This window comes from Microbacterium sp. GCS4, from assembly GCF_001262495.1.
Lineage (GTDB): Bacteria > Actinomycetota > Actinomycetes > Actinomycetales > Microbacteriaceae > Microbacterium.
On the sequence record NZ_LGYE01000001.1, the window covers coordinates 106,962 to 131,154 of the forward strand.

At 69.8% G+C, this 24,193-nt stretch carries 28 protein-coding genes; 18 read left to right on the top strand and 10 right to left on the bottom strand.

Features of this window, described 5'->3' with window-relative positions:
* Positions 1-3: 3 nt before the first annotated feature.
* Genes AKH00_RS00555 through AKH00_RS00565 form a run of 3 tightly spaced genes read left to right on the top strand, consistent with a single transcriptional unit; the run spans position 4 to position 1,874 of the window.
* The gene (locus tag AKH00_RS00555; RefSeq protein WP_050720791.1) at positions 4-837 is read left to right on the top strand and encodes a hypothetical protein; all 834 of its coding nucleotides are present in this window, start codon (positions 4-6) and stop codon (positions 835-837) included.
* Complete coding sequence (locus AKH00_RS00560) at positions 834-1,514, top strand: M23 family metallopeptidase (RefSeq protein WP_050720792.1); 681 nt, start codon at positions 834-836, stop codon at positions 1,512-1,514. Before AKH00_RS00555 ends, AKH00_RS00560 begins: the two co-directional genes overlap by 4 nt.
* A 9-nt stretch (positions 1,515-1,523) precedes the next feature.
* Positions 1,524-1,874 carry a hypothetical protein gene (locus AKH00_RS00565; protein ID WP_050720793.1) on the top strand — a complete coding sequence of 117 codons (351 nt, stop codon included), beginning with the start codon at positions 1,524-1,526 and terminating at the stop codon, positions 1,872-1,874.
* Here AKH00_RS00565 and AKH00_RS17925 read toward each other — a convergent pair.
* From AKH00_RS17925 to AKH00_RS00610, 10 genes are all read right to left on the bottom strand, one after another.
* Positions 1,871-2,032, bottom strand: a complete 162-nt coding sequence (locus AKH00_RS17925; RefSeq protein ID WP_161804367.1) for a hypothetical protein — start codon at positions 2,030-2,032, stop codon at positions 1,871-1,873. The genes AKH00_RS00565 and AKH00_RS17925 overlap by 4 nt on opposite strands.
* The gene (locus AKH00_RS00570) at positions 2,029-2,907 is read right to left on the bottom strand and encodes a tyrosine-type recombinase/integrase (RefSeq protein ID WP_050720794.1); all 879 of its coding nucleotides are present in this window, start codon (positions 2,905-2,907) and stop codon (positions 2,029-2,031) included. The genes AKH00_RS17925 and AKH00_RS00570 overlap by 4 nt, the downstream gene beginning before the upstream one ends.
* A gap of 137 nt (positions 2,908-3,044) precedes the next feature.
* The gene (locus tag AKH00_RS00575; protein ID WP_050720795.1) at positions 3,045-3,374 is read right to left on the bottom strand and encodes a hypothetical protein; all 330 of its coding nucleotides are present in this window, start codon (positions 3,372-3,374) and stop codon (positions 3,045-3,047) included.
* A gap of 120 nt (positions 3,375-3,494) precedes the next feature.
* Positions 3,495-4,286: a polyprenol monophosphomannose synthase gene (locus tag AKH00_RS00580; protein ID WP_050720796.1), complete on the bottom strand. Its 792-nt coding sequence runs from the start codon at positions 4,284-4,286 to the stop codon at positions 3,495-3,497.
* A 16-nt stretch (positions 4,287-4,302) separates the two neighbouring features.
* Complete coding sequence (locus AKH00_RS00585; RefSeq protein WP_152926078.1) at positions 4,303-4,935, bottom strand: class F sortase; 633 nt, start codon at positions 4,933-4,935, stop codon at positions 4,303-4,305.
* Positions 4,932-6,089, bottom strand: coding sequence for a glycosyl hydrolase family 8 (locus AKH00_RS00590; RefSeq protein WP_050720798.1), 1,158 nt, complete (start codon positions 6,087-6,089; stop codon positions 4,932-4,934). The genes AKH00_RS00585 and AKH00_RS00590 overlap by 4 nt, the downstream gene beginning before the upstream one ends.
* Positions 6,089-6,952, bottom strand: coding sequence for a DUF4397 domain-containing protein (locus tag AKH00_RS00595; RefSeq protein ID WP_050720799.1), 864 nt, complete (start codon positions 6,950-6,952; stop codon positions 6,089-6,091). The genes AKH00_RS00590 and AKH00_RS00595 overlap by 1 nt, the downstream gene beginning before the upstream one ends.
* A 32-nt stretch (positions 6,953-6,984) precedes the next feature.
* The gene (locus AKH00_RS00600) at positions 6,985-8,988 is read right to left on the bottom strand and encodes an ArnT family glycosyltransferase (protein ID WP_050720800.1); all 2,004 of its coding nucleotides are present in this window, start codon (positions 8,986-8,988) and stop codon (positions 6,985-6,987) included.
* The gene (locus tag AKH00_RS00605; protein ID WP_235556640.1) at positions 8,985-10,448 is read right to left on the bottom strand and encodes a glycosyltransferase; all 1,464 of its coding nucleotides are present in this window, start codon (positions 10,446-10,448) and stop codon (positions 8,985-8,987) included. The genes AKH00_RS00600 and AKH00_RS00605 overlap by 4 nt, the downstream gene beginning before the upstream one ends.
* Complete coding sequence (locus AKH00_RS00610; RefSeq protein ID WP_082297330.1) at positions 10,445-10,921, bottom strand: GtrA family protein; 477 nt, start codon at positions 10,919-10,921, stop codon at positions 10,445-10,447. The genes AKH00_RS00605 and AKH00_RS00610 overlap by 4 nt, the downstream gene beginning before the upstream one ends.
* A gap of 192 nt (positions 10,922-11,113) precedes the next feature.
* Here AKH00_RS00610 and AKH00_RS00615 point away from each other — a divergent pair, with 192 nt between their 5' ends.
* The 15 genes from AKH00_RS00615 to AKH00_RS00685 all read left to right on the top strand — a co-directional run bounded on the left by AKH00_RS00615 (position 11,114) and on the right by AKH00_RS00685 (position 24,181).
* Entirely contained in the window at positions 11,114-12,235 is a 1,122-nt protein-coding gene (locus tag AKH00_RS00615; RefSeq protein ID WP_050720801.1) for a VanZ family protein, read from the top strand.
* Between the two features lie 122 nt (positions 12,236-12,357).
* Positions 12,358-13,215 carry a sigma-70 family RNA polymerase sigma factor gene (locus AKH00_RS00620; protein WP_268768097.1) on the top strand — a complete coding sequence of 286 codons (858 nt, stop codon included), beginning with the start codon at positions 12,358-12,360 and terminating at the stop codon, positions 13,213-13,215.
* Positions 13,216-13,330: 115 nt separating this feature from the next.
* Positions 13,331-14,155, top strand: coding sequence for a flagellin N-terminal helical domain-containing protein (locus AKH00_RS00625; RefSeq protein ID WP_050720803.1), 825 nt, complete (start codon positions 13,331-13,333; stop codon positions 14,153-14,155).
* A gap of 115 nt (positions 14,156-14,270) precedes the next feature.
* Positions 14,271-15,632, top strand: a complete 1,362-nt coding sequence (gene fliD / locus AKH00_RS00630) for a flagellar filament capping protein FliD (protein ID WP_050720804.1) — start codon at positions 14,271-14,273, stop codon at positions 15,630-15,632.
* Between the two features lie 32 nt (positions 15,633-15,664).
* The gene (fliS, locus tag AKH00_RS00635) at positions 15,665-16,081 is read left to right on the top strand and encodes a flagellar export chaperone FliS (RefSeq protein ID WP_050720805.1); all 417 of its coding nucleotides are present in this window, start codon (positions 15,665-15,667) and stop codon (positions 16,079-16,081) included.
* Between the two features lie 6 nt (positions 16,082-16,087).
* Complete coding sequence (locus tag AKH00_RS00640) at positions 16,088-16,363, top strand: hypothetical protein (RefSeq protein WP_050720806.1); 276 nt, start codon at positions 16,088-16,090, stop codon at positions 16,361-16,363.
* A gap of 105 nt (positions 16,364-16,468) precedes the next feature.
* The gene (locus tag AKH00_RS00645) at positions 16,469-16,816 is read left to right on the top strand and encodes a flagellar basal body rod protein FlgB (RefSeq protein WP_050720807.1); all 348 of its coding nucleotides are present in this window, start codon (positions 16,469-16,471) and stop codon (positions 16,814-16,816) included.
* Entirely contained in the window at positions 16,813-17,205 is a 393-nt protein-coding gene (gene flgC, locus AKH00_RS00650; RefSeq protein ID WP_050720808.1) for a flagellar basal body rod protein FlgC, read from the top strand. Before AKH00_RS00645 ends, flgC begins: the two co-directional genes overlap by 4 nt.
* Complete coding sequence (fliE, locus tag AKH00_RS00655; RefSeq protein WP_050720809.1) at positions 17,205-17,525, top strand: flagellar hook-basal body complex protein FliE; 321 nt, start codon at positions 17,205-17,207, stop codon at positions 17,523-17,525. The genes flgC and fliE overlap by 1 nt, the downstream gene beginning before the upstream one ends.
* A 2-nt stretch (positions 17,526-17,527) precedes the next feature.
* Positions 17,528-19,171 (top strand): flagellar basal-body MS-ring/collar protein FliF, encoded by a 1,644-nt coding sequence (fliF, locus tag AKH00_RS00660; protein ID WP_050720810.1) that lies wholly within the window; start codon positions 17,528-17,530, stop codon positions 19,169-19,171.
* Complete coding sequence (gene fliG / locus AKH00_RS00665; protein WP_235556641.1) at positions 19,168-20,247, top strand: flagellar motor switch protein FliG; 1,080 nt, start codon at positions 19,168-19,170, stop codon at positions 20,245-20,247. The genes fliF and fliG overlap by 4 nt, the downstream gene beginning before the upstream one ends.
* A gap of 112 nt (positions 20,248-20,359) precedes the next feature.
* Entirely contained in the window at positions 20,360-21,046 is a 687-nt protein-coding gene (locus AKH00_RS00670; RefSeq protein WP_161804368.1) for a FliH/SctL family protein, read from the top strand.
* Positions 21,043-22,368 (top strand): FliI/YscN family ATPase, encoded by a 1,326-nt coding sequence (locus AKH00_RS00675; RefSeq protein WP_050720812.1) that lies wholly within the window; start codon positions 21,043-21,045, stop codon positions 22,366-22,368. Before AKH00_RS00670 ends, AKH00_RS00675 begins: the two co-directional genes overlap by 4 nt.
* Positions 22,365-22,790 (top strand): hypothetical protein, encoded by a 426-nt coding sequence (locus AKH00_RS00680; RefSeq protein WP_050720813.1) that lies wholly within the window; start codon positions 22,365-22,367, stop codon positions 22,788-22,790. Before AKH00_RS00675 ends, AKH00_RS00680 begins: the two co-directional genes overlap by 4 nt.
* Positions 22,787-24,181, top strand: coding sequence for a flagellar hook-length control protein FliK (locus AKH00_RS00685; RefSeq protein ID WP_050720814.1), 1,395 nt, complete (start codon positions 22,787-22,789; stop codon positions 24,179-24,181). The genes AKH00_RS00680 and AKH00_RS00685 overlap by 4 nt, the downstream gene beginning before the upstream one ends.
* The last annotated feature ends 12 nt before the right edge of the window (positions 24,182-24,193 follow it).

The window sequence follows — 24,193 nt, forward strand, 5'->3', positions numbered from 1 at the left end:
ACCATGCCCATCGTCCCCACCCCCGGCGCTGACGCCGTCGCCGCCGGCATGGATCTCGTCCCCGGCGGCGGATACGCGAGCGACATCGACGAGTACATTAACCAGACCCGCGACTACATCGCGCAGCGCACGAGCACCGTGACCCCCGTGGCGAAGGGCGGCACCGGCGCGAGCACCGCCGCGGGCGCTCGAACGAATCTCGACGTGAACTCGAAGCAGGAGGACGCCGACGCGCTCAAGACGCGCGTCGTGAACCTATCATCGGCGACCAACGCCGTGCAGTTGCAGTGGATCGGTGGACGCCTACGAATGATCATCGACGCTTCCAACGTCGGCGACATCGCCAACACCGTCGATGTGGGCGCGAAGCTAGATGCCGCCGGCGGAACGATCACGGGCGGGCTCGTCGTCAACGGGAACCTCGTGCTCCCTTTCGCTGCACCCGCCGTCAGTGGCTACACGATCGCCTATATCAACGGTGACGGGCGTGTGTCCAAGGGTGCGTCGTCCGAGCGCTACAAGAAGTACATCTCCAAGATCGACCCCGCCTCGCTCGGCGACCTGTTCCCCGGTCTGTGGCGCTTCCAGATGCGCACCGGCGACGGCACGTGGAAGTACGGCGACATCGCCGAACGCCTCGCCGAGAACCCCGCCACAGAGCCATTCGTCGTCTACAACGACCAGGGACAGGCGGAGTCCGTCGACTTCATCGGCATCCTCAACGCCCGCGTCGCGCAGCTCCATCAGACAGTCGAAGCGCAGCGCGCCGAGATCGAGGAACTCCACACCGCCGTCGACCTCATCTCGCAGCGCCTCGAAGCGGTGGAGGGACGATGACTCTCTGGCCGAACGGCACACCCATCAAGCCGTACGTCTCCAGCGGCTTCGGCCCACGCCGCGCGCCGATCCCTGGCGCGTCGACCTACCACCGCGGCACGGACTTCTCACACACGTTCGACCTGATCCACGCCGTCGAGCCCGGACGCGTCGTCGCGATCAACGCCTGGCCCGCTCTCGGCTACTCCGTGTGGGTCCAGCACGACGGCTTCTTCTCCAAGTCCGGGCACATGAAGAACAAGCCCGCCGTGCACTTCGGAGAGACGCTCGACGAGGGCCGCATCCTCGGCGTCATGGGAAAGACCGGCACCGCGACCGACACACACCTGCACTTCGAGATCACCCCCGGCACCTTCCACACCATGAACACCGACCAGATCGACCCGGTGCCATTCCTGACCGCCCGCATCGGCGGCACAGCCGCAGGAGGCGGAGCACGACCCGTCCCACCCCAACAGAAAGAAGAGGACGACGACATGATCTTCATCTGCGAGACCCCGATCAACGGGAAGGACGCCACAGGCGGCGTGTACAGGTGGATCTGCGATCCCGCCGCCGGCACCATGCGCAACATCGACTTCGACGAGTACAAGTTCTACCGCGACGGGCTCAAGATGCGCGAGCTCCAGGGCCTCCAATCGCCCGCCGTCACCAACCGCTACCGCCAGACCAACTAGGAGCACACCATGAACAAGACCCTGATCTTCATCATCATCGCCGTGATCGCGACGCTCGGCACGATCGGCGTATTCGTGCTCCAGCTCACCCGCCCGGACGCCACGGCCACGCTCGTCAACTTCCTGTTCCAACTCCTCGCTCTGCTCGGCGGCTTCGGCGGACTCGCCTACATGCAGGGACAGCAAAACAAGGAGATCGAGACGATCAAGACCAACACGAACGGCACCCTCTCCCGCAAGGACGACGAGATCGCCGAGCTGCGCTCACAGCTCGCGAAGCACGCCCCCCAGGCGCTCGTGGAGTCCGCAGAGACCGGACCGATTGACGTGAGTGACAGGCTGCGAAAAGATCTCAGCTAGCGCTTGTCGGCCTTCATCTTCGCGATCTTCGCCTGGAAGAGACGATCCTCGTGGAGAGCGTTCTTGATAGCGCTCTTCACGACGAAGTAGAGCAGTCCGAGACCGACGAGCGTTGTGATCGCGGTCACGAGGATGAAGGCCGTCAGGTCGATGATCATGCCGCGATCTTAACGGAACCTCTGCCGGATGTCGCGAGCACCTCGCGGCCCGCGAGCGTGCGAATGCCCTCATCCTTCCGCCGCTCGCTGACCTGGGTGTAGATCTGGGTCGTCGAGAGGTGCTCGTGCGCGAGCAGCTCCTGCACGACGCGGATGTCGACGCCCTCCTCGACGAGATCGGTCGCGAAGGCGTGGCGGAGCGAGTGCGGCGTGAGCTTCCGCTCCGCGATCCCGGCGCGCTTCTTCGCCCTCGTGATGATGTTCGTCACGGAGGCCGCTAGGATGTGCCCTTCGCGGCCGCCACGGGCCGGAAACCAGTAGTCGTGGTCGGGCATCGTGTCGGCGAGTTCCGCGATCACCGGGTGCAGCGGAAACCACACCTCCTTCCGGCCCTTCACGACCGACCGGATGCGCCCGGTCAGGCGGTCGATGTCGTCCCCGTGCACGGGCGCGATCGACGAGGCCCGGAAGCCTTGGTAGTAGCCGAGGAGGATCATCGCTCGAGTCCGGGTGTACGCGCCGGTGGTGAGCAGGGCGTCGATCTGCTCGGCGGTGAACGGGCGCGGCTTGCCCTTCGGCACGCGGATCACGGGGAGCTTCAGCGCCGGGTTGTCGGCGCGGAGTCCCTCGTCGTGCAGGAACGTGTAGAACGCGGTCAGCGCGCCGCGCTCGGTGCGTCGCGTGCCGGCGGTGATCGGGGCGTCACGTCCGATGTAGCGGCGGAGCGTGAACGGGTCGCAGTCGACGAGCGTGCCCGCCCACCGGGCGAACGTGGTCAGGATGCTTCGCCGGTTAGTGATCGTGGTCGCGGCGAGGTTCTGCGCGCGCTGGTAGTCGATGAACATCGCGAGAGCGTCGCGGTCGTGGTCGTGCATGGTGTGTCCCCTCCGTTGAATGCCTGTTCGAGCATGTGTCTCGACCGTATGGATGCACGCGAATAGGCCGCGACGACCGACGCGCCCAGGAATCCGGGGGACTCACTGGGCGCGTCGTTCACGCGGACGGTCGGCATCTACCGTGTAGCGAACCTCCGGCGGCGTGCTCGCTGACGCTCGATCAGAACGTCGAGAGAGTGGCCCGTCTCGAAGTCGTGAGTGCGTCCCCACCGCGGAAGGTCCTCGATCGCGCCGCATTCGTGGCAGAGGAACCACGCGCCTTCGCGGCCAGCGCCGCCGCGGTCGTGATTGACCTTGCCCCCGCAGTCTCGGCAGCGCGCGGCCGCGAGATACGCCTTGTGCTCGTCCATCGTGCTCAACGTGCCGCCGCCGGACGGCAGGTAGATCGGCGTCCAGTTGGGCTCACCGCTCCACTCGCCGCCGAGCAAGTCGAGCAGGTCGCTCATGATGCGATCCGGTCGCGGATGTCAGTGATGGTGGCGAACCGTCCGGACTCCACCGTGGATGTCGTCGGTTCGATCCCGGCAGGGCCCACCGTAGTCGTGCGGATCCCGCAGTCGTGCGGATCAGGGGCGCACCGGCGGCAGCATCCGGTGCGAGAGCGCACGGACCGAGCGCAGACGCCGACCGTGGCGCAGGAACAGCGCGATGGCGGCCAGTCGGCGCCGCAAGCCCCACCAGGTGACGAGCGAGAGCGACTCGGCCACGATCGACCCGCTCATCTTGGACTCGCCGTGCTCGCGCTCGACGAACGTGATGGGGACCTCGACCACGCGCAGGCCGCGCTCGAGCGCACGCCACAGCAGGTCGACCTGGAAGCAGTAGCCCTGCGAGGCCACGTGCAGGAGGTCGATGCGGCGCAGCGCCGCGGCGCTGAACACGCGATAGCCGCCGGTCGAGTCGCGCACGTCGATGCCCAGCGCGAGCCGCGCGTACAGGTTGCCGCCGCGGCTGAGGAGTTCCCGACGGCGGGGCCAGTTGACGACCTTCCCCCCGGGAACCCAGCGCGATCCGAGCACCAGATCGTGGTCGATGAGCTGTTCCACGAGCCGCGGCAGCTCCTCGGGGCGATGCGAGCCGTCGGCATCCATCTCGACGAGCGCCCAGTAGTCGTGCTCCAGACCCCAGGCGAAGCCCGCGAGGTACGCCCCGCCCAACCCGTCCTTCACCTCGCGGTGCAGCACATGCACCTCGGGATGCCGGGCGGCGAGGTCGTCGGCGAGCTCGCCCGTGCCGTCCGGCGAGGCATCGTCCACGACGAGGATGTCGGCGTCGACGGACGCCAGCACGCGCCCCACGATCGACTCGAGGTTCTCGATCTCGTTGAAGGTGGGGATGATGACGAGCGTCTCGTTCATGGCTGGGCCTTTCGGGTCAGGCGCGGAGTTCCGCGAAGACGATGAGGTTGTCGAGATAGTGGCCGGTGGAGGCGTCGAACACGCCGCCGCAGGTGATGAGACGGAGCTCGGGGGTCGGGACGTTGCTGTACACGGAGTCGGTGGGGAACTCGGCCTTGGCCGACTGGATCGATCCGCTCACCGCGAAGGTGAGGTCGGAGCCGTCGGAGAGGGTGACGACGATCTCGTCTCCCGCCGTCAGCGCGCCGATCTGCGCGAAGACGGCCGGCGCGCTGGGGGAGTCCACGTGACCGGCGATGATCGCGGGACCGACGGCCCCGGGCACCACTCCGTCCGCGTACCAGCCCGCCAGGTCGTAGTCGACGGGAGCGCCGAGACGCCCGGTGGGATCGAGCGCGAGGTCCTCGAGGGCCGAGTCGACGCCGATCGCCGGGATCCGCACGTGCGTCGGCACGGCGTCGCCCGCGGTCTCGGCCGGGACGGAGGGATCCTGCAGACCTTCGGCGGAGAAGCCGTCCGGTCGTGCCGACGATGAGGCGTCGGCGGCGGGACCGGCGGCGGCGCCGCACGCCGCCAGGAACAGTGCGAGAACCAGGGCCCCCGCCGCTCCTAGCGCGCGCACGCCGCCGCCGCCGATCCGCATGGTCATGATGCGCTCGCCCCGCACCCACCGAGGGAGTCGTCGGTGAGCATGGCCGTGGCGAGCACGAGCCAGGCCGAGCCGTAGTACGTCGGATAGTCGACCGTGAGCCGGGCTGCTCGTTCGAGATCGACCGTCGCGGCGAGGCCGTCGCCTGCCGCGTGAGCCGCCGCCGCCCGAGCGGTGTAGCCGAAGGCGGATTGTTCCTGCACGAGCGGGCCACCACCGAGGTCGAGACGGGCCGGGAGCTCGTCCTCGCGCTCGAGCGTCTGCAGCGGCATCGCCGCCAGCGCGACGTCCGTCGGCGTGCAGGACTCCGCGTAGCGCAGCATCAGACGCGGCGCGTCGAACGCGTACTGCACCGGATCGCCCCCTCCGAGCGGACCGGGCATCGGCTCGATGAGCCCGTCGACGTGGATCTGCGCCCAGTCCGGCGGGAGGTCGGTCGCCTCGAGGATGTCGGCGGTGACGGCGCCGCTGCCCTGCTGGAGCTCGGCCCAGCGTGGGTCGCCCGTCGCGGCGCCGAGCACCTCGTAGGCGACGGGGGATGCGTAGCTGGGGTTGTATGCGTACGGTTCGCGGTCCGCCGCCCACAGGCCGGGCAGCAGGATGCGCCCCTGCGCGGTGACGGTCGTCATGCGATCCGCGATCACGGTCGCGAGCTCGACGCCGTCGGCTCGCAGGTCGTCGCGGCCGAACCGGTCGCCCGCGAGGACGAGGGCCCTGGCCGCGTCGAGATCGGCGTCGGACGCCGGTTCGTCGTCGACGACCGCGCCGTCGTCCCACCGCCAGGCCATCAGGCCGTCCGGGCGCACGAGCTCCTCCTGGGTCCAGGTCCAGATCTCGTCGAAGCTCTGCTCGTCGTCGGCGATGAGCGCCGCGAACAGGCCGTACGCCTGTCCTTCGCTCACGGTGTCCCCGCCCTGGTCGTGCCGGACGACCCGTCCGTCCTCGACCCAGTCGTCGAGGAAGTCGGATGCCAATGCGGCGGCGTCGAGGTCGGGAGCATCGGCCCCTCCGACCGGGAGCGGCGTGGATGACGGCTGCGCACCCGACTCGGGCGGGCCGTGGTCGGACGACGTCAGGCCCACGGCGAGCACCGCGGCGCCGGCTGTGACGACCGCGGCGCCCGCAGCGATCCCGATGAGTGCGGCGCGACGCATCAGAGGATCCCTCCCAGGCGCTTCGCCGGCCCCGTAGGCGCGGCGTCATCCGCATCGCCGCCCGCGGAGGCGGAGGCGAGGAAGCCTCCGCCGGTGTCGACGCCGCCGTCGGGAACGTCTCCCACGGATGCGCTGTCGAGGATCGGCAGGATCGTCAGTCCGCCGCTCGAGGTGTCGAGCACGAACAGCGTCGTGACGCTGCCGGCCGCGACCGAGACGTCGGCCGTGTCGGATACGCCCTCGCCGGTCAGATCGAGGGACCAGTCTCCTGCGGGGATCTCGGCGTAGCCCGTGGCGGACCCGGCCTTCGCGTCGCGGGCGATCGCATCGCCCTGCGCGGTCGTGACGTCCACCTCCGGGGTGAGCGTCGACGCCTGGATCAGACGGATGCGGGCGGAACCGGCCGCGGGCTCCGTAAGGTCGTCGTCGAAGGCGCGCACCTGCAGGTCCTTCGTCGGGCCGTACGCGGCGACGGTTGTCGCCGTACCGGAGTCGACCGTGACGGTCTCTGAGATCACCGGCGCGCTGGAGTCGGACGCTCCGGCGGGCACCATGCTGACGGTGTAGGTGCCGGCGGGGAGCTCCTGGTACGTGGAGACGTCACCGTAGCTGACGCCGTCCAGCTCGAACAGGGTGGAGCCGCCGCTCACGGCTGCGACACGCACGTCCACGGACTTGGTGTCGGGGGAGAGGTGGCCGAGGCGCAGCCAGCCGGCGTCGGCGCCCACGGCGGCGGGTGCCGGGTTCGCGGCGGGGGCCGAGTCCGCAGCCGACGCGGACAGCGGGGCCGCGACGGAGACGAGCAACGCGACGGCGCCGGTCGAGAGTGTCGCCTTCAGGTGCGGGAATCGTGAGGTGTTCATGATGTGCTCCTTTCAGTGGGGTTCATGCGGGTTCAGGGCAGGGTGGCCCTCAGGGAGATCGGGAAGCGGAGGACGAGATCGTCGCCGTCGACCGCCACGTCGGATGGCGCGTAGGCGCCGGTGAGCGCATCGACGAACGACTGCGCTGCGGCGCTCGGTGCACCGTCCACGACGGTCGGCGCGCCGTCGATCTCCGACAGGGCGAGCTGGCGGAACGTCTGACCGTCCTCGCCGTCGACGATCGGGAAGCCGGAGACGGTCACGGATCCCGAACCGGCCAGAGTGGCGAGAACGGCGATGATGCGGGCATCGACCTGCCCCGCGATCAAGCGGTCCCGGTCGGCGTCCGAGAGCTCCACCTCGGGATTCGACGCGAGCTCGGTGCCGAGCGCCGCACGGTTCTCCGCCGCATCCTCGGCCGTGATCTCCGCCTGCTCGGCACCGTCGATGGTGACACGACGCACGTCGACCGCCTGCGTCCCCGACCCGAAGGTCGCGACGACGACCGAGTTGTCGATCGCCTCCTGCACCTGCGGGAACGCGCCGGGGAACGTGCGCATGGAGTCGGTCGTGACGACGTAGTCGGCGTCGCGCCAGCCGTTCGGCGACTGCGCCTGCACGGCGGGATCGGTGTCGAGCTTGTAATACCAGATCACGTTGTCGCGGTCCCAGCCCGCCTTCACGAGGTCGACCCACATGGCGTCATCGACGATCACACGCTGGTCGGTGCCGGCATTCTCGATGAGCCACTCCTGCGCGTCGCGCAGCGGCTGGTCGAGATCGGCGAGCACGAAGCCGCGCAGCTGCGTGGTCCACAGCGGGACCGCGACGACCGCGCCGATCGCGGTCACGCCGACCGCCGCGAAGGCGAGTCCGCGGCGCGATGAGCCCTTCCGGCGGATCCGGGCGATCGCGGCATCCGCGACGCCTGCGACGAGGACGGCCCCGAAGGGGATCAGCATGATCACGTACGGCACCGGAAGATAGCCGCCCGGACGGAACATGAACGCGGTCAGGGTCAGCAGCAGCACCGCGTGGGGGCGGAACCGCGGCATGAACACCGCGGCAATCGCGGCGAGCAGGCTCAGCACGATGAACACCGGGTCGAGCTGCCACCACATCCCGAGGGTCCGGTTGATGAGCGAGTCCGGATCGAAGATCGAGCCGCTGCCCTCTCTGGAGCCGAGTTGGAAAGTGATGCCGTCCATGAGGCTCACCCGGCCGGCGCCGCTGAACAGCTCGCCCTTGACGGCGGCGAGGAGCAGGTAGCTGCCTCCGATCAGTACGAGGATGCTGGATGCGACCGAGAGCGTGTAGCGACGCGTCTCCCGGCGGGCGGAGCGCAGCATCACCCAGATGAGGAAGGGCAGCGCGAGCAGGAAGGTCTCCTTCGTCAGCACGGCGATGCCGAACGCGAGGGCAGAGCCCGCGAATGCGGCGAGCTGGCCGCGGCGGTTCATCGCGAGAACGAACGCGAGCAGCAGCCACGGCATCGCGACGTTGTCGAGGTACACGGTGCGGTGGAACTGCACCGCGAGCGGCGAGATCGCGAAGATCAGCGCGGCGATCGCAGACGCCGGGCGGGTCATCCCGAGCCGCCGCGTCAGCATCCACACGAGGACGACCGAGATCAACGAGGCGACGAGCACGGCCTCGCGCCCGGCCAGGACAGCGATGTCCCAGCGCTCGAAGGCGCCGGTCAGCTGCGTGTATCCGGCGATCTGCAGCCAGCCCAGCGGGGGATGGTCGTACCAGTACGTGTAGTGCGCGAGCTCGCCGAGGTGGGTCACGGCCCAGGCCTGCGCGGTGTAGGTCCCCTCGTCGTCGATCCGCTGCGGAGCGCCGCCGACGTTGAGGAAGTTCACGATCGCGCTCACCGCGAGCACGGGGATGAGCCACACCAGCGCATGGCTGCGGTCACGAAGCCAGCTGCCGGCGCGGCGGGCGCGGTCGCTCAGGGACGGACCGGAAGGCGTCGGCGCGTTCGTGGAACCCCCGGACTCGACCGGGAGCGGGCGATCCAGCATCGTGGTCATGCCGCCACCTCCTCGAGGACGCGTGCCGCAGCCGTCGGCGCGGCCTCCTCGCGATGGGCGCCGGTGTGCTCGGTCTTCTCCCATCCGCGCTCACCGCGGAGCTCGCGGAACACCGCACGGATCGCCGCCCCGGCGAGGAGCACCTGGAAGGGGATCGTGCCGAGCACGAGCCGCACGTAGTCGATCACGCGCACCTTCTGCCCGTACAGCCGCCCGAACTCTCCGATCCCGGCGATCTCCACCGCGACGGTCACGAGCGTCGGGGCGAGCGGGATGAACGTCAGGAGCGCGACCGCCGTTGGCACCTTGACCACGAGGATCAGGAAGATCGACAGGGGGATCAGCAGACCCGTCGCCGCCTGCAGGAACGGCATCGCGAGCATGTATCGGGCGAAGAGCCTCTGGCCGCGGGTGGGCAGCGAGCGCCACTCGCCCTTGCGCAGCACCTGCAGGAATCCCTGGTTCCAGCGGGTGCGCTGCTTGTAGAAGGACTTCAGCGTGCCGGGGGTCTCCTCCTTGGTGACGAACTCCGGGCTGTAGGCGACGACGACCTTCTCGCCCTGGCTCGACAGCCGCACACCGAGCTCGCAGTCCTCGGCGAGGCATTCGGCGTCCCAGCCGTCGTTGCGCACCAGCGCGTCGCGCTTCACGAACACCGTGTTGCCGCCGAGCGGGATGAACTTGGCGCCGGCGTGGAAGTGCAGGCGGGAGCGGAACCAGAAGTAGTACTCGAGGACGTTGCGCAGAGACCACCAGGTCGTGCGGAAGTTCATGAGCTGCACTCCGCCCTGCACGACCGTCGCACCGGATTCGGTGAACCGTGAGTCGATGTGGCGGAGGAGTTCGGGGTGCACCTCGTCCTCGGCATCGAAGACGCCGACGATGTCGCCTGCGGCGAGGGGGAGCGCGCGGTTGAGCGCCTTGGGCTTGTTCTTGGGCACGCTGTCGTCGACGACGACCTCGATTCGGTCGGGGTGCCGAGCGGCGGCAGCACGGACCACGGCGGTCGTGCCCGGGTCGTCGTCTCCGACGATCGCGATGATCTGCACGTAGGGATGCGTCTGCGCTGCGAGGGCGTCGAGAGTCTGGCCCATCACCTCCTCCTCGTGCCGGCCGGGGACGAGGAGCGTGAAGGTGTGTCGAGGAGCCTGCGGCTCGACCGAGAACGCCGTGCTGTCGTAGGTGCTCTTCGAGCGCCAGGCGTAGAGCATCCACCACAGGGTCGTGATGGCGATCAGTGTGAGCGCGAGCGCGACGGCGACCAGCCCGGCGTATCCGACGATCGACGCCCAGTCGACGCCTGCGGCGTTCTGCGCCTGGTCGACGAGGTCCGGGTCGAGCACCTCGCGGTTCGGGACGCCGGGCGCGGGTGCCGGTGCCTGGTCGGGGGCGGGAGTGAGAAGGGGGCCGGGAGCCGGGTCGGTCTCGAAGGGGCGGCCGGCGAGAAGGGAGAGGATCACGATGTTGCCTCCTGCGGAGTCCGGAAGACGAGGAACCGGTAGGTGAAGTACCGGAAGAGGGTGCCGAGCACGAGCCCGACGAGGTTGCCCGCGATGTTGTCGGCGAGCGCGGAGGTGAAGCCGAGCACGTAGTGGGACACGAAGAGGCATGCGGAGGCGATGAGCAGTCCGCCGCCGTTCGCCAGGAGGAACAGGAGCAGCTCCTTCGCGACCGTGGGACGACGCGTCGAACGGAACGTCACGTATCGATGCCCGAGCCAGGCGACGCCGGTCGCCGCGACGACCGACACGACCTTCGCCCAGATGACCTGATCGGGCATCACGGTGGCGCGGAGCAGGTTGTATCCGCCGACGTCGACGACGAAGGCGATCAGTCCCACGCCGCCGAAGGTGGCGAGCTGGGGCACGGCCGCCCGCATCGCCGAGGCGATGCGGGACAGCGAAGCGAATGGCGCGGAGGGGGAGAGCGTCATGCAGGGGGTTCGGATGCGTGCCCGCGTTCGGATTGGGTTAATTCGATAGTCGGCGAAATTCGTCCGGGGCATTGACTCCGGCCAGGCGAGCGTCTATTGTGACCGCGAGGAAAAGCGGTCCGACCTGGTCTTTCTCGCTATTTCGAACCCCGTCGAAAACTCGTTTCCGCTCGTCTCTCATAGGATTATGGGGTGGCGGGGTGGACGTGGCAGGCGTGGTTCGGGCTGATTGGCGGCGCGCTGCTGTTCTCGGCGGTCCTGGTCCCCATGCTGCTGGTGCAGACGCGTCGCTACGGTGCGCTGTCGTTCCGCCGTCTGCTGGGTGCGGCGGCGGTCAGCGTGTACGCGGTCGCGCTCGTGGCCTATACGCTGCTGCCGATACCCGAGCTGCGCGCCAATTGCGGCGCCGGCGGCGGCGGACTCGAGCTCGTGCCGGGTCACTCGATCGGCGACATCCTGCGAGAGACCGAGGGACTGTCACTGCTGCGCACTCTCACGAGCCGCGCGACGCTGCAGGTCGTGCTCAACGTCGCGCTCTTCGTGCCGTTCGGGATCATCGCGCGCCGGTATTGGAATCGCGGCCCCGTCCTGTCGATCCTGCTCGGCGCGCTGCTGTCGCTTCTGATCGAGGCGACGCAGCTCACGGGGGTCTGGGGCCTCTTCGAATGCGCCTACCGCGTCGCCGACGTCGACGACCTGATCGCGAACACTGCGGGCGCCGCGATCGGCGTGCTGATCGCCCCGGTCGTCCTGGCATGGATGCCGAGTGCGAAGAAGCTGCGGGCGGAGCGCGGCACGCCGCGCCCGGTCACGGTGTGGCGGCGCTGGTTCGGGATGATCCTCGACGCGATCGCGGTGCAGATCGCCGTCACTGTCGCCTCGCTGGTCCTGCTCGTGCCGAAGCTGATCGTCTCGGGAGGTTCGGGTCCCGGCGTGCCGGAGAATCTTGTTGAGGTCGTGGCGATCGGCGTCGGCGCCCTGCTCCTCGTCGTCGTCATCCCGGCGGTCGTGTCGACGGGGGCCTCGATCGGACAGCGCCTCGTGTGGCTCGCCCCGGAGTGGCCGGACGGCGGCCGGGCGCTCGGACGACGGCTCGCCAGAGCTGCCGTCGTCGGCGTGCCCTACACCGTGGCGACCGTCCTCGGACAGCTGCCGGAACCCGTCGCGGACTCGACCCAGACCGTCGCGGGCGTCATCGGGATCGTCAGCGCTCTCGTGGTGGCGATCGCCGTGATCTCGGTGCCCTTCACCCGCGGCCGCCGGGGGCTCTCACTCGTGCTCGCGGGCGGCGAGCTGCGCGACTCGCGCGCCTGACTCCGGTTCCCGCGCGATCCCGCTCGCGGAGCGGATTGTCTGGCGTGCAAACTTTTTCTTTGATTACGTGATCTTCGTGCTATTTTCACTGATAAACCAGTTGATAGAGCTACGGAGTCACATTGCTGAGTCATTCTGCACTTTCTGCTGATTCCTCCTCCTTCCCCGAACCGCCGACGTCCGCCGAACAGCTCGCGCGCGACAACATGCCGCTGGCGACGTTCCTGGCCGTCGAGAAGGCGAGGACGGCGGCGCACGTCGATCTCGACGACCTCCTCTCCGCCGCCCGCCTGGGGCTCGCCCGCGCAGCCATGACCTACGACGCGTCCCGCGGCATCCCGTTCGGCGCCTTCGCCAGCAGTCAGATCAACTGGGCCATGCTGTCGGAGATGCGCCGCGCCGACCCCGCCGGAGAGCGGGGACGGGACAAGATCGAACGCGTGCGCGCCGCGCGTGAGGTCGTGCTCGCCCGCACCGGACGCGCCGCATCCGTCGCCGAGGTCGCGCGGGAGTCGGGCCTGGATGTCGAGGCCGTCGTCGAGATGATGCAGCTCGACGAGATGGTCCGCGGAGCCACCAGTTTCGAGGAGCACTTCGACGCCGAGACCGGACGCCAGGCGGCCGACCTCACGGACTCGCTGATCCTGCCCGAGCACGCCGTCGAGCAGAACGAGATGCGCGACATGCTCGCGAGGGTCGTGGATGCGCTTCCCGCCGCGATGCGGCAGGTGATCCGCGGGATCTACATGGACGACCGCATGGTCAAGGACATCGCCGAGGAGCTCGCGGTCAGCCACGCCTACGTGTCGAAGCTGCGTACGCGCGGCCTCGCCCTCATGCGCGAGGCCATGGAGGCCTGGGAGAGCGGGACGACCGGCGATCGCTCGACGAAGGCGAAGGCGGACTTCTTCGAGGCGCTGTTCGGTGCCGTGCGCGAGACGGACGACGTCCGAGCGCCCCTTCTCCTCGCCGCGGGCTGACGTTCCGCGAAACTCGTCAGCACCAGTGGTTACGCGAACCGAGCATGTCGCGAATGTGGGGTGTGCGGGTCCACGGACGGACCCGCATTCGATCCCATAACCACGGAGGAACAACATGGGTCTTCAGATCGCAACCAACGTCGGCGCCCTCAACGCCTACCGCAACCTGTCGGTCAACCAGAACGACGTGTCGAAGTCGCTCGAGAAGCTCTCGAGCGGTCTGCGCATCAACCGTGCTGCTGACGACGCCGCAGGCCTCGCCATCTCCGAGGGCCTGCGCTCGCAGGTCAACGGCCTGAATGTCGCTGCCCGCAACGCCCAGGACGGCATCTCGGTCATCCAGACCGCGGAAGGCGCCCTGACCGAGGTCCACTCCATCCTGCAGCGCGTCCGCGACCTCGCGGTGCAGGCCGGTAGCGACTCGAACAACGCCGACTCCCGCACGGCCATCAAGACGGAGATCGACGCCCTCGGCGACGAGCTCACCCGCGTGGCCGCCAGCACGAACTTCAACGGCATCAAGCTGCTGAACAGCGGTAACACGCTGACGTTCCAGGTGGGCGCGGGCTCCACGGCCGCCGAGGACCAGATCGACGTCACCCTCACCGACTTCTCGGGTCTGGGTGCCGCCGTCAAGGCCCTCACCGTCGACACCGCGGCGAACTCGCTCACCACGATCGCCGCGATCGACACGCAGATCACCAACGTCTCGACGGCTCGCGCCGGCTTCGGTGCCGTGCAGAACCGCTTCGAGTCGACGATCAACTCGCTGCAGGTCTCGGCGGAGAACCTCTCCGCCGCGAAGAGCCGCATCGCGGACACCGATATGGCCGCCGAGATGGTCAAGTACACCGCCTCGAACATCCTGCAGCAGGCCGGCACCGCCATGCTCGCGCAGGCGAACCAGTCGGGCCAGGGCGTTCTGCAGCTGCTCCGCTGAGTCGCGGCGCTTCTGGCGCCCGCACGGACAGAGCACTGGCGCCCGGGCGGACTTCCCTCCGCTCGGGCGCCTTCCCAGAGGAACCCGCACCCGCACGCACGGAAGGCGCACGAGGATGAAGCTGGACGGCCTGGTCTCCGGTCTCAAGACCGCAGAGCTCATCGACGCCCTCATGAACGTCTCGGCGATCCCGAAGACGCAGATCACCGCGAAGATCACCGACCGCAACTCGATCATCACGAACCTGCAGTCGCTCAACAAGTCGCTGCAGGACCTCATGGAGAAGGCGAAGACCGCGGGCGGCGCATCCTCGCTCGCGGCGTTCACCGCGACCTCCTCCGCGGAGAGCGTGACGGTCACCGCAGGCCCGAAGGCCAGCGCGTTCTCGACCGGCGTCGTGGTCGACGCGGTCGCCCGCTCCCACTCGATCGTCACCGCCACCGGCGGGGCTACGGCCTGGGGCGGACCCTTCACCCTGGTCGCCGCGGACGGGCAGCAGACCGAGATCACGCCGGTCGGCACCGGCCCCCAGGAACTCGCCAAGGCGATCAACGCCTCCAACGCAGGCGTGTCCGCGACCGTCGTCCCGGCCGGCGTCGACGGCGACGGCAAGCCCCTGTCGCGCATCCAGCTCACCTCGACCGAGACGGGTGAGGATGCCCGCTTCACGCTGCACCGCGGCACGGCCGCGGACGTGGATGCCGGAGTGTCGACGGACCTGTCGACCCAGACCGGGGCGGCGATCATCAGCCAGGGCAGCGACGCCCGCATCCGCCTGTTCGCCGGCACCTCCGCCGAGCAGACCCTCACGAGCGCGAGCAACACGATCGCGGTCGGCGAGGACATCTCCGTCACCGTGTCCCAGGTCAGCGTCGACCCCGTGACGGTGAACGTCGCGCTCGACGCGAAGGCGCAGTCCACCACAGCCGCCGCCTTCATCAAGGAGGTCGCGACGCTCCTCACCCGCATCGACAACGGCTCCAAGGCCACGGTCGGCAAGGTCGGGGAGACCACGACGCTCGGCGTGTTCACGGGCGACAGCGCCGTGCGGACCCTGCGCACCGCACTCGCCAACGCCGTGCAGCATCCCGTCGACGGCGTCTCGCCGTCCACCATCGGCATCTCGATCGACGACAAGGGCGTGCTCGCCTTCGACGCCGACAAGTTCGCCAAGGCCCTGGCCGACGACCCGCAGGCCACGCAGAAGGTGTTCTCAGCCGTCGGCACCCGCCTCGAGGGCGTCACCGACCAGTACTCGGACAAGTACGATGGGCTGCTCACGCAGCGGATCACCGGGCAGGAGACCGAGGTCAAGACGCTCAAGACGCAGGTCGAGCGCTGGGACATCCGCCTCGAGCAGCGCCGTGCGACGCTCGAGCGCACCTACGCGCAGCTCGAGGTGCAGCTCTCCAAGATGCAGTCGCAGTCCTCGTGGCTGGAGTCGCAGCTGGCCGGCCTCACCCCCAAATCCTCCTGATCGCCGCCTCCTGACCCTCGGAGATCCCACGCATGTCCACGACCGCATCCCTCGCTCGCGCCAAGCAGCAGTACCTCGAGCAGCAGGTCGCATCGGCCTCGCCCGAGCGCCTGCTCGTCCTCCTCTACGACCGGCTGCTGGTCGACATCGACCGCGCCGCCGTCGCTCAGGAGGCCGCCGACTGGCCCGCAGCAGGCACGCACCTCACGCACGCGCAGTGGATCGTCGCGGAGCTCAGCGCGACCCTGACCGACGCCTGGGACGGTGCCGAGCAGCTCCGTGCCGTGTACACCTACCTGACGTCGCAGCTCATCACCGCCAACCTCTCGCACGACCGTGACGTGACGGCGGAATGCCGTGAGATCGTCGCTCCGCTCCGCGATGCCTGGCATCAGGCCGCGGCTTCCGTCGCCACGACGCCCGCGGTCGCGGTCTCGGCGATCGCCTGAACGACCGTGAGTGAGAACCTCGGCGAGTGGCTCGCGGTGCTCGACCGGTTCGAGCGGGCGCTCGACGCCGCCGACGAGCAGCTCGACGAGCGCTTCGAGACGCCGGCCGGACCGGTGCCGGAGCACCTCCGAGAGCGCGCGGAGGTGATTCTCGCGCGACAGAAGATGATGCTCGACAGCCTCGCGATGTCGCGAGCGCACGTCGCACGCGAGCTCGCGGCGCTGCGGCGCGTGCCGACATCGGCATCCGACGCACCAGCCTATCTGGACGTCCAGGGCTGAATCGGTTACGCGGCGGTCGGGCTGTCGCGATAGTGGGCATCGAGCACGGATTGCTCGACGATTGGCCAGGGATCGGCCTCTCCCACCACGTCCCGGAGTGCCCCCGTGCTCGAATCCGTCACCTCCTCCGCGCTCATCAGCGCTCTCGACGGTCTGGCGCTGCGCCAGCGATCGATCGCCGAGAACATCGCGAACGTCAACACGCCCGACTACCATGCGAAGCGGGTCCGCTTCGAGGACGAGCTGCGCGCCGCCGTGGCCGACGGGTCCGGCACCGTCTCGCCGACCGTCCAGCGCTCGCTCGAACCCACGCGGCTGAACGGCAACAACGTCAACCTCGACACCGAGACCCTCTCGAACATCGACACCGTGCTGCGTTTCCAGTTCGCGAGCCAGGCGATCGGCGGTCAGGCCGCTTCGATCTCGAAGGCGATCGGCCAGGCCTCGGCATGACCTTCGACGCGATCGGCATCGCCGGCACCGGGCTCACCGCGCACCGCAAGTGGCTGGATGCGCTGAGCGACAACATCGCCAACGTCAACACGGCCACGCCTCCCGGTCAGGAGGCCTTCCGCGAGAAGCTCGTCACGGTGCAGGCCGGCACGCAGAGCCCCGGGGTGTACGTCGCGGGCGTCGTGGAGTCCGAGGCGACGCCCAAGCTCGTCTACGACCCCGAGCACCCCTACGCGAACGAGGACGGCTACGTGCAGTATCCGAACGTCGACCTCGGCGACCAGATGAGCATGCTCATCATCGCGCAGCGCGGCTACGAGGCGAACGCCGCCGTGGTCGACCGTGCCAAGACGACCTACGAGGCCGCACTGCAGATCGGACGCAGCTGATGAGCATGCCGATCGGTCCCGTGTCGGCCGTGGGCGTCAGCCCGCTGCCGGCGTTGAGCTTCGAGACGGGGGGAGCGGATGCCGCGACTCCGGCGTCCTCCGGCTCGTTCGCGACCTCGCTCACGGGCGCAGTCGAGAACCTCCAGCAGTTGCAGTCCACCTCGAACGAACTCGCGGTTCAGGCCGTGACGGGCGACCTGCAGGACATCCACCAGGCGATGATCGCCTCGGCGCGCGCCTCGGTGACTCTCGACCTGGTCGTGGCGGTGCGTGACCGCAGCGTCGCGGCGTTCAACGACATCATGAGGATGCAGGCCTGATCATGCCCACCGTGCTCACCACCTACTACGGCCGCGCCAAGCAGGTCGTGTCGGGCTTCACCGTCGCACAGCGCACGATCGCCGTGATCGGCGTCGCCCTGCTCGTGATGGGAGCAGTCGCGCTGGGCGCGTGGCTCACACGTCCGCAGATGAGCCCGCTGTTCACGGGCCTCAGCGCTGGAGATGCCTCGGCCGTCGTCGAGCAGCTCAAGTCGGCGGGGGTCGGCTACGAGCTCACCGAGGGCGGTGCGACCATCCTCGTGCCGGACGATCAGGTGTACGCGCAGCGTCTCGCCGCGGCATCCGCGGGCCTTCCCGGCGACACGAGCGAGGGCTACACGCTGCTCGACAAGATGGGCGTGACGGCGAGCGAGTTCCAGCAGTCCGTGACGTACAAGCGCGCGATCGAGGGCGAGCTCGCGGGTACGATCGGCGCGATGGACGGCATCTCCACGGCCTCGGTCCAGCTCGCGATCCCCGAGGAGAGCGTGTTCGTCTCGGAGAAGCAGAGCCCGACCGCCTCGGTGTTCGTGAAGACGCGCAACGGATCGACCCTGAGCGACGAGAAGATCGAGGCGATCGTGCACCTCACGAGCGCGGCGGTGCCCGGGATGACGCCGGAGGACGTCGCCGTCACCGATCAGAACGGCCACGTGCTCTCGGCCGTGGGCGCGGGGATCAGCGGCAACTCGTCGAAGCAGGCCACCGAGCACGAGGCCAAGGTCGCGGCATCCGTGAGCAGCATGCTCGACACGATCGTCGGCCCGGGCAACGCGACGGTGACGGTCTCCGCGGATGTCGCGAACTCGACGTCCGAGCGTCTCGACGAGACCTACACCGCGCCGGACGATGCGCTCAGCCCCTCGGAGCAGACGAAGACCGAGACCTACACGGGCGGCGGACCCGGTGGGAACGCCGGTGTCCTGGGTCCCGACAACATCGCAGTGCCGAACGGGACCACCGGCGACGGCGAGTACGAGTTCGAGGAGACCTCGCGCAGCAACGCCGTCAACAAGACGACCGAGAAGACGATCACCCCGGCGGGAGAGGTCACGCGCCAGACCGTGAGCATCGCCGTGAACCGCGGAGAGGTCACGGGTGTGACGGCGAACCAGATCGAGGCTCTCGTGGCCTCCGCCGCCGGCATCGATGTCGACCGCGGCGACGAGATCGCCGTCGAGTTCGTCGACTTCGCGACCTCCGGAGCGACGGCGGCGCAGACCGCCCTGCAGGCGGCCGAGGCCGAGCGTGCGGCGGAGATGCAGCAGGAGCTGATCCGCTCAGCGATCATCGGCGGGTCGATCCTGCTGGCGGTCGTCATCCTCGTGGTGTTCCTCGCGGTACGGCGCCGCATGAAGCGCCGCGTGATGTACACCGACGACGGGCCGATCGAGTACTTCGCCACGGTGACGGAGGACGAGGAGCAGAAGCTGCGCTCGCTGCGCGACCTCAAGGACCCCGACGCGATCCCGCTGCCCGGCCCGACCAGGCTGCTGCCCTCGGCGGCCGTCGACGTCGATGACGAGCCGGAGCCCGACAAGGTGCTCGTGGAGCGACGTCGCCGTGAGATCGACGACCTCGCGAAGCGCGAGCCGCAGGCGACCGCCGGAGCCCTGGCCGATCTGATGGACGAGGCGAGGGTATGAGCGGGCTGACTGAGATCCTCGACGCGCAGGCCGACACGGTCGAGGTGTCGACCGCGGAGACGGCGACCGCGCCCGCGGCGGAGATGACGGGGCTGCGCAAGGCCGCGATCGTGCTGATGAACATGGACAGGGCCGCGAGCGCGGAGGTACTGCGGCACCTCGGCGAAGAGCGTTCGGAGATGCTCGCGGCCGAGCTCACCCAGCTCGGCGGTGTCGATGTCGCGTCGACGGCCCGTGCGCTCGCGGAGTTCCGACGCATCGCGACCGGCGGCTCCGTGCCGTCGCGCGGCGGTCAGGAGCTCGCGACGGGGCTGCTGGAGACGGCCTTCGGGCGCGAGAAGGCCGTGGGCATGGTCGGCCGGGTGATGTCCCAGGGCACCGTGTCGTTCGACTTCCTCAACGCGGCCGACCCCGCGCAGCTCGCGACCGTGATCGAGGGGGAGCTTCCCACGACCGTCGCCGTCGTGCTCGCCAATCTCCGGGCCGATCGGGCCGCCGCGGTGCTCGCCGCCCTGCAGGATCCTCTCCGCACCGACGTCGCCCAGGCGATCGCGACCATGGGCACAGCGACCCAGGAGGCGATCTCGATCGTCGCGGACTCGCTGCGGTCGCGGACCGGGGTCTTCGCGATGCGCGACAACCACGAGGCGATCGGCGGCGTGCAGCCACTTGTCGAGATCATCAACCGCTCGGACACCGCGCTCGAGAAGTCGCTCCTCGCGAGCCTGGAGGGGCGGGACCTCGCGCTCGCGGAGGACATCCGCAGTCGCATGGTGACGTTCGCCGACATCGCTCGTCTCGAGGACCGCGACACGCAGCGGGTGCTGCGAGGCCTCGATCTGCGCATCCTCGCGCTCGCGCTCAAGGGCGCGGACGAGCAGATCGTCGAGAAGGTCAGCACGAACATGACCGAGCGCAACAAGGAGAACCTCGCCGAGGAGACCCGGGTGCTCGGGCCGGTGCGCATGCGTCAGGTCGACGAGGCGCGTGCAGAGATCGTCCGCGTCATCCGCGAGCTGGAGGCGGCCGAGGAGATCACCATCTCCCGTGAGGACGAGGATGAACTCGTCGAGTGAGCGGTCGACGGTTACGGCGTCGTCGGAGCGTCGCGATAGTGGGCAGCGAGCACGGATAGCTCGACCTCCGGACCATGGACTGGCCCCCTCATCGACATCCGAGGTGCGCACCGTGCTCGATCCCGTCTTCACCCCCTTGGTGGTGCCGCGCGTGGGCGAGACGCCGATCGACCTGCGCGGCGAGACGGACCGAGCCCGCACGCGTGGTTACGCCGAGGGGTTCGCAGAGGGACGTCGCATCGCTCTCGACAGGGCGCAGGTCGAGCAGACCGAGCAGGCCCTCAGAATGCAGGAGATGCAGGCGGCGTTCGTCGAGCGGGCGCAGGCGGCCCTGGATGCTGTGCGCAGCGCGCGTGCGGCACTGGAGCAGCGCGTGACGGACGTCGCCGCTGTGGACGCCGATCGCATCGAGCACCTCGCGGTCGAACTCGCGTCCGCGATCGTGGGCGCCGAGCTCTCCGACCCTGCCCGTTCTGCCGCGCACGCGTTGCGCCGAGCCCTCGACGAGATGCCGGTCGGTCGGTGGACGCGTGTGTCGTTCAGCACGCGCGACGCCCGCACGCTGCGCGCGGACAACGCGGCGATGGTGACCATCGGCGAGGTCGAGCTCGTCGCCTCCGATGCGGTCGACGACGGCGGATCGGTCGTGGAGATCGCCGACGGCGCGGTCGACGCACGCATCGAGGCTGCTTTCGCACGCGTGCGCGCCGCTCTGCGCGGTGACGACGAGTCGGGCGGCGACGACGAGCCGGGCGGGGACGAGCTCCGCCGCGACGAGCAGGACGGTGGCTCACGATGACCGTCACGGACTCCTGGGATCGTGCGCTGAGTGCCGCGCGTCCGGAACGCTCGGGCACCGTACGCTCCGTCATGGGTCTCGGAGTCGAGGTGCGCGGCATCGACGCGGCTGTCGGTGACCGCGTGCGCATCGACGTGCTCGACGGCGATCCGGTCGACGCCGAGATCGTCGCGGTCGACGGCGGGACCGCCCGGTGCATGCCTCTCGGACGTCTCGGCGGCATCACCGCACGCGCCCGCGTGCGCCACGCGGGCGCGCCGCTGCAGGTGCCCACAGGGCGCGCCCTGCTCGGACGGGTCCTCGACGGTCTGGGGCGGCCGATCGACGGCAGAGGCCCGATCGTCGCGGGTGCCGGACGCGTCGCGCTCGACCAGGCGCCTCCGAGCATCCTGCATCGTCGGCGGATCGATCGTCAGCTGGGCCTCGGCGTGCGCGTGCTCGACACCATGACCCCGGTCGGCACCGGCCAGCGACTCGGGCTGTTCGCAGGATCGGGCGTCGGCAAGTCCTCGCTCATGTCGATGATCGCCCGCGGGTCGAGCGCCGACGTCACCGTGATCGCCCTGGTCGGCGAGCGCGGCCGCGAGGTCAGGGAGTTCATCGAGGACGACCTGGGTCCGGACGGCCTCGCACGGTCCGTCGTGGTCGTCGCGACCTCGGATCAGCCGGCCATGGCGCGCATGCGATCGGCATTCGTGGCGACGCGCATCGCCGAGCACTTCCGCGACGACGGACTCGACGTCGTGCTCATGATGGACTCGCTCACCCGTGTGGCGATGGCGCAGCGCGAGATCGGGCTGAGCGCGGGGGAGCCCCCAGCCACGCGCGGCTACCCGCCGTCCACCTTCTCCGTCCTCGCCCGCCTTCTCGAGCGGGCCGGTACCGGCATCACCGGCTCGATCACCGGTCTGTACACGGTCCTCGTCGATGGTGACGACCACAACGAGCCGATCGCGGATGCGGCGCGCGGCATCCTCGACGGGCACGTCGTGCTCGACCGTGCGCTCGCGGTGCGGGGGCACTTCCCGGCGGTGGATGTGCTCGGCTCGGTGTCGCGCGTCGTCTCGAAGATCACGACCCCTGAGCAACGCGCCGCCGCTGTGGCGCTGCGCAGTGTGCTCGCCGCTCGGCGCTCCGCGAACGATCTGATCGACATCGGCGCGTATCGGCAGGGTGCGAACCCGCTGGTCGACGCCGCGATCGCGCACGACGGCGAGATCTCCCGGTTCCTGACCCAGCGGATGGACGATCTCACCGCGTCCGACGATTCCTGGCAGCAGCTTGCTGCTCTCACCGACGAGTTCGGAGGACTGACACCATGACCTTCACCCTGTCCGGGCTGCTCCGCGTGCGCGGCGCCCAGGAGCGCGTGGCCGCGGAGGACCTCTCCCGCGCGAGTGCGGAGCGCGCCCGCGCCGAGGCGGCGGAGCAGTCGGCGGTCACGAGCCTCGCGGAGATCAGCGACCGGATCGACGACTCCGCGACCCTGCTCGCGATGGCCGCCGCCCGTGCCGCCGGGCGGAGCACACTCAGCGACCTGCAGGCCCTCGTCGAGATGCGGCGTGTCAGCGAGGGCGAGGCGAAGGCCGCTCATGTCGAGGCCCGCCGCGACCTCAAGGGGCTGGAGCGCCTCGAAGAGGCGCATCGTGTCGACGAGATGCGGCAGGAGCTCGCGACGGAGCAGGCGGCGCTGGACGAGATCGCGACCGTGCGTGGCCGTCGGCCCGAGGGGAGCGCGGCGTGAGCGCGGTCGGCTTGGCGGACGCCCTCGTCGCTGCGCCCCGGGGGCAGGCGACCGCGGCACGACCCGGACGTGAAGCGGGGACGCGCTTCGCGGAGGTGCTGACGGCGGCGGGCGTGGACGTGATCGCGGAGACGGTTCCGAGATCGGATGACGCATCGACGCAGGGAGTCGACGGCCTCAGAGCCGCACATGGCGATGACGCATCCTCCCTGCTCGCTGCGACGTCTCTCGCGCTGATGCCCACGATCGCGGGCTCGGAGTCGGCGGCCGCCGCGGATGCCGTGGCGGCGGAGACGGGAACTGAGGGTGCGTCTGCCGGGGAGACCGGAGGCGCGGAGCCCGGAACCGCGGATCCCGGAACCGCGGAGGCGGGGCCTCTCATCCCATCGACCGCCGGGACGACGCTCCCTGTCCACGGGATGTCGGTTCCGGTCCCGCCCGTCGCCCTGACCGACTCGCCGGCGACGCCCGTGGACGGCGAGGCGGAGCCGTCCGCCGAGCGCGGCCTGCTGCACGAACCGACCGCGCGGGCGACGGTCGCGACGTCGGCGAGCATGGTGTCCCCGACAGGCGCCCCCGCGGTGCTCGTCGCGGGTGGCGCTCCGGGCGTCTCCGTCCAGCCGGATCTCGCGGACGGCGCGACCGTGTCGACCGACGGCGTGCCGGCCCCTGCCGCGACCGCGGGCGCTGCCGCGAGCGCCTCCGCGTCCCGTGCGAGCAGCGCTCCCGTCGTGTCCCTCCCCATGGCATCGGCCGCGGTCGCCTCGCCCGCGCCGACCTCCACCGCCTCCGCAGGGGCGGCGTCGCCTGCAGAGGACGGAGTCCCGGCATCCGCGCCCCCGACGCCCGCGATAGCGGCCGCGGTTCCGGCGACGCCCACGGTCACCGCAGCGCCCGTCGACGCCGCGACGCCCGCGTCGCCGGTCAGCCGCGCCGTGGCGGCGCAGGTGTCTCCGGTGGTGGTCAGCATCGCCCAGCGTCCGAGCGGCGTGCATCAGCTCACGATGACCGTGAACCCGGACTCCCTCGGACCGGTGACGATCCGCGCCCACATCGGACAGGGCGGCGACGTGCGCGTCGAGCTCTTCGGGGCGACGGATGCCGGACGTGACGCGCTGCGCGCCATCGTGACCGACCTGCGCCGCGACCTCGCCGGAGCCATGCCGCACGCCACGCTGAGCATCGCGCAGGGCACGGGTGCCGACGCCGGAGCCGAACGCGGCGGACAGACGTCTGCGGGCGGCGCGGGGGAGCAGGGCTCCACGGGGCGCGACTCCGGCCGTGACGCGCACGGCGCTCCTGTCGCCGCCGACACACGCGACCACGCGCCGCAGAGCCCCGCCACGACCATCGCATCCATCCCCGGCTCCGGCCTGGACATCCTGGCCTGAGAGGACGATCAC

Excerpts from the sequence above, each read along its gene's own strand:
- AKH00_RS00555 (WP_050720791.1), top strand. The coding sequence starts at position 4 with ATGCCCATCGTCCCCACCCCCGGCGCTGACGCCGTCGCCGCCGGCATG.
- AKH00_RS00560 (WP_050720792.1), top strand. The coding sequence starts at position 834 with ATGACTCTCTGGCCGAACGGCACACCCATCAAGCCGTACGTCTCCAGC.
- AKH00_RS00565 (WP_050720793.1), top strand. The coding sequence starts at position 1,524 with ATGAACAAGACCCTGATCTTCATCATCATCGCCGTGATCGCGACGCTC.
- AKH00_RS17925 (WP_161804367.1), bottom strand. The coding sequence starts at position 2,032 with ATGATCATCGACCTGACGGCCTTCATCCTCGTGACCGCGATCACAACG.
- AKH00_RS00570 (WP_050720794.1), bottom strand. The coding sequence starts at position 2,907 with ATGCACGACCACGACCGCGACGCTCTCGCGATGTTCATCGACTACCAG.
- AKH00_RS00575 (WP_050720795.1), bottom strand. The coding sequence starts at position 3,374 with ATGAGCGACCTGCTCGACTTGCTCGGCGGCGAGTGGAGCGGTGAGCCC.
- AKH00_RS00580 (WP_050720796.1), bottom strand. The coding sequence starts at position 4,286 with ATGAACGAGACGCTCGTCATCATCCCCACCTTCAACGAGATCGAGAAC.
- AKH00_RS00585 (WP_152926078.1), bottom strand. The coding sequence starts at position 4,935 with ATGACCATGCGGATCGGCGGCGGCGGCGTGCGCGCGCTAGGAGCGGCG.
- AKH00_RS00590 (WP_050720798.1), bottom strand. The coding sequence starts at position 6,089 with ATGCGTCGCGCCGCACTCATCGGGATCGCTGCGGGCGCCGCGGTCGTC.
- AKH00_RS00595 (WP_050720799.1), bottom strand. The coding sequence starts at position 6,952 with ATGAACACCTCACGATTCCCGCACCTGAAGGCGACACTCTCGACCGGC.
- AKH00_RS00600 (WP_050720800.1), bottom strand. The coding sequence starts at position 8,988 with ATGACCACGATGCTGGATCGCCCGCTCCCGGTCGAGTCCGGGGGTTCC.
- AKH00_RS00610 (WP_082297330.1), bottom strand. The coding sequence starts at position 10,921 with ATGACGCTCTCCCCCTCCGCGCCATTCGCTTCGCTGTCCCGCATCGCC.
- AKH00_RS00625 (WP_050720803.1), top strand. The coding sequence starts at position 13,331 with ATGGGTCTTCAGATCGCAACCAACGTCGGCGCCCTCAACGCCTACCGC.
- fliD (WP_050720804.1), top strand. The coding sequence starts at position 14,271 with ATGAAGCTGGACGGCCTGGTCTCCGGTCTCAAGACCGCAGAGCTCATC.
- fliS (WP_050720805.1), top strand. The coding sequence starts at position 15,665 with ATGTCCACGACCGCATCCCTCGCTCGCGCCAAGCAGCAGTACCTCGAG.
- flgC (WP_050720808.1), top strand. The coding sequence starts at position 16,813 with ATGACCTTCGACGCGATCGGCATCGCCGGCACCGGGCTCACCGCGCAC.
- fliE (WP_050720809.1), top strand. The coding sequence starts at position 17,205 with ATGAGCATGCCGATCGGTCCCGTGTCGGCCGTGGGCGTCAGCCCGCTG.
- fliF (WP_050720810.1), top strand. The coding sequence starts at position 17,528 with ATGCCCACCGTGCTCACCACCTACTACGGCCGCGCCAAGCAGGTCGTG.
- fliG (WP_235556641.1), top strand. The coding sequence starts at position 19,168 with ATGAGCGGGCTGACTGAGATCCTCGACGCGCAGGCCGACACGGTCGAG.
- AKH00_RS00675 (WP_050720812.1), top strand. The coding sequence starts at position 21,043 with ATGACCGTCACGGACTCCTGGGATCGTGCGCTGAGTGCCGCGCGTCCG.
- AKH00_RS00680 (WP_050720813.1), top strand. The coding sequence starts at position 22,365 with ATGACCTTCACCCTGTCCGGGCTGCTCCGCGTGCGCGGCGCCCAGGAG.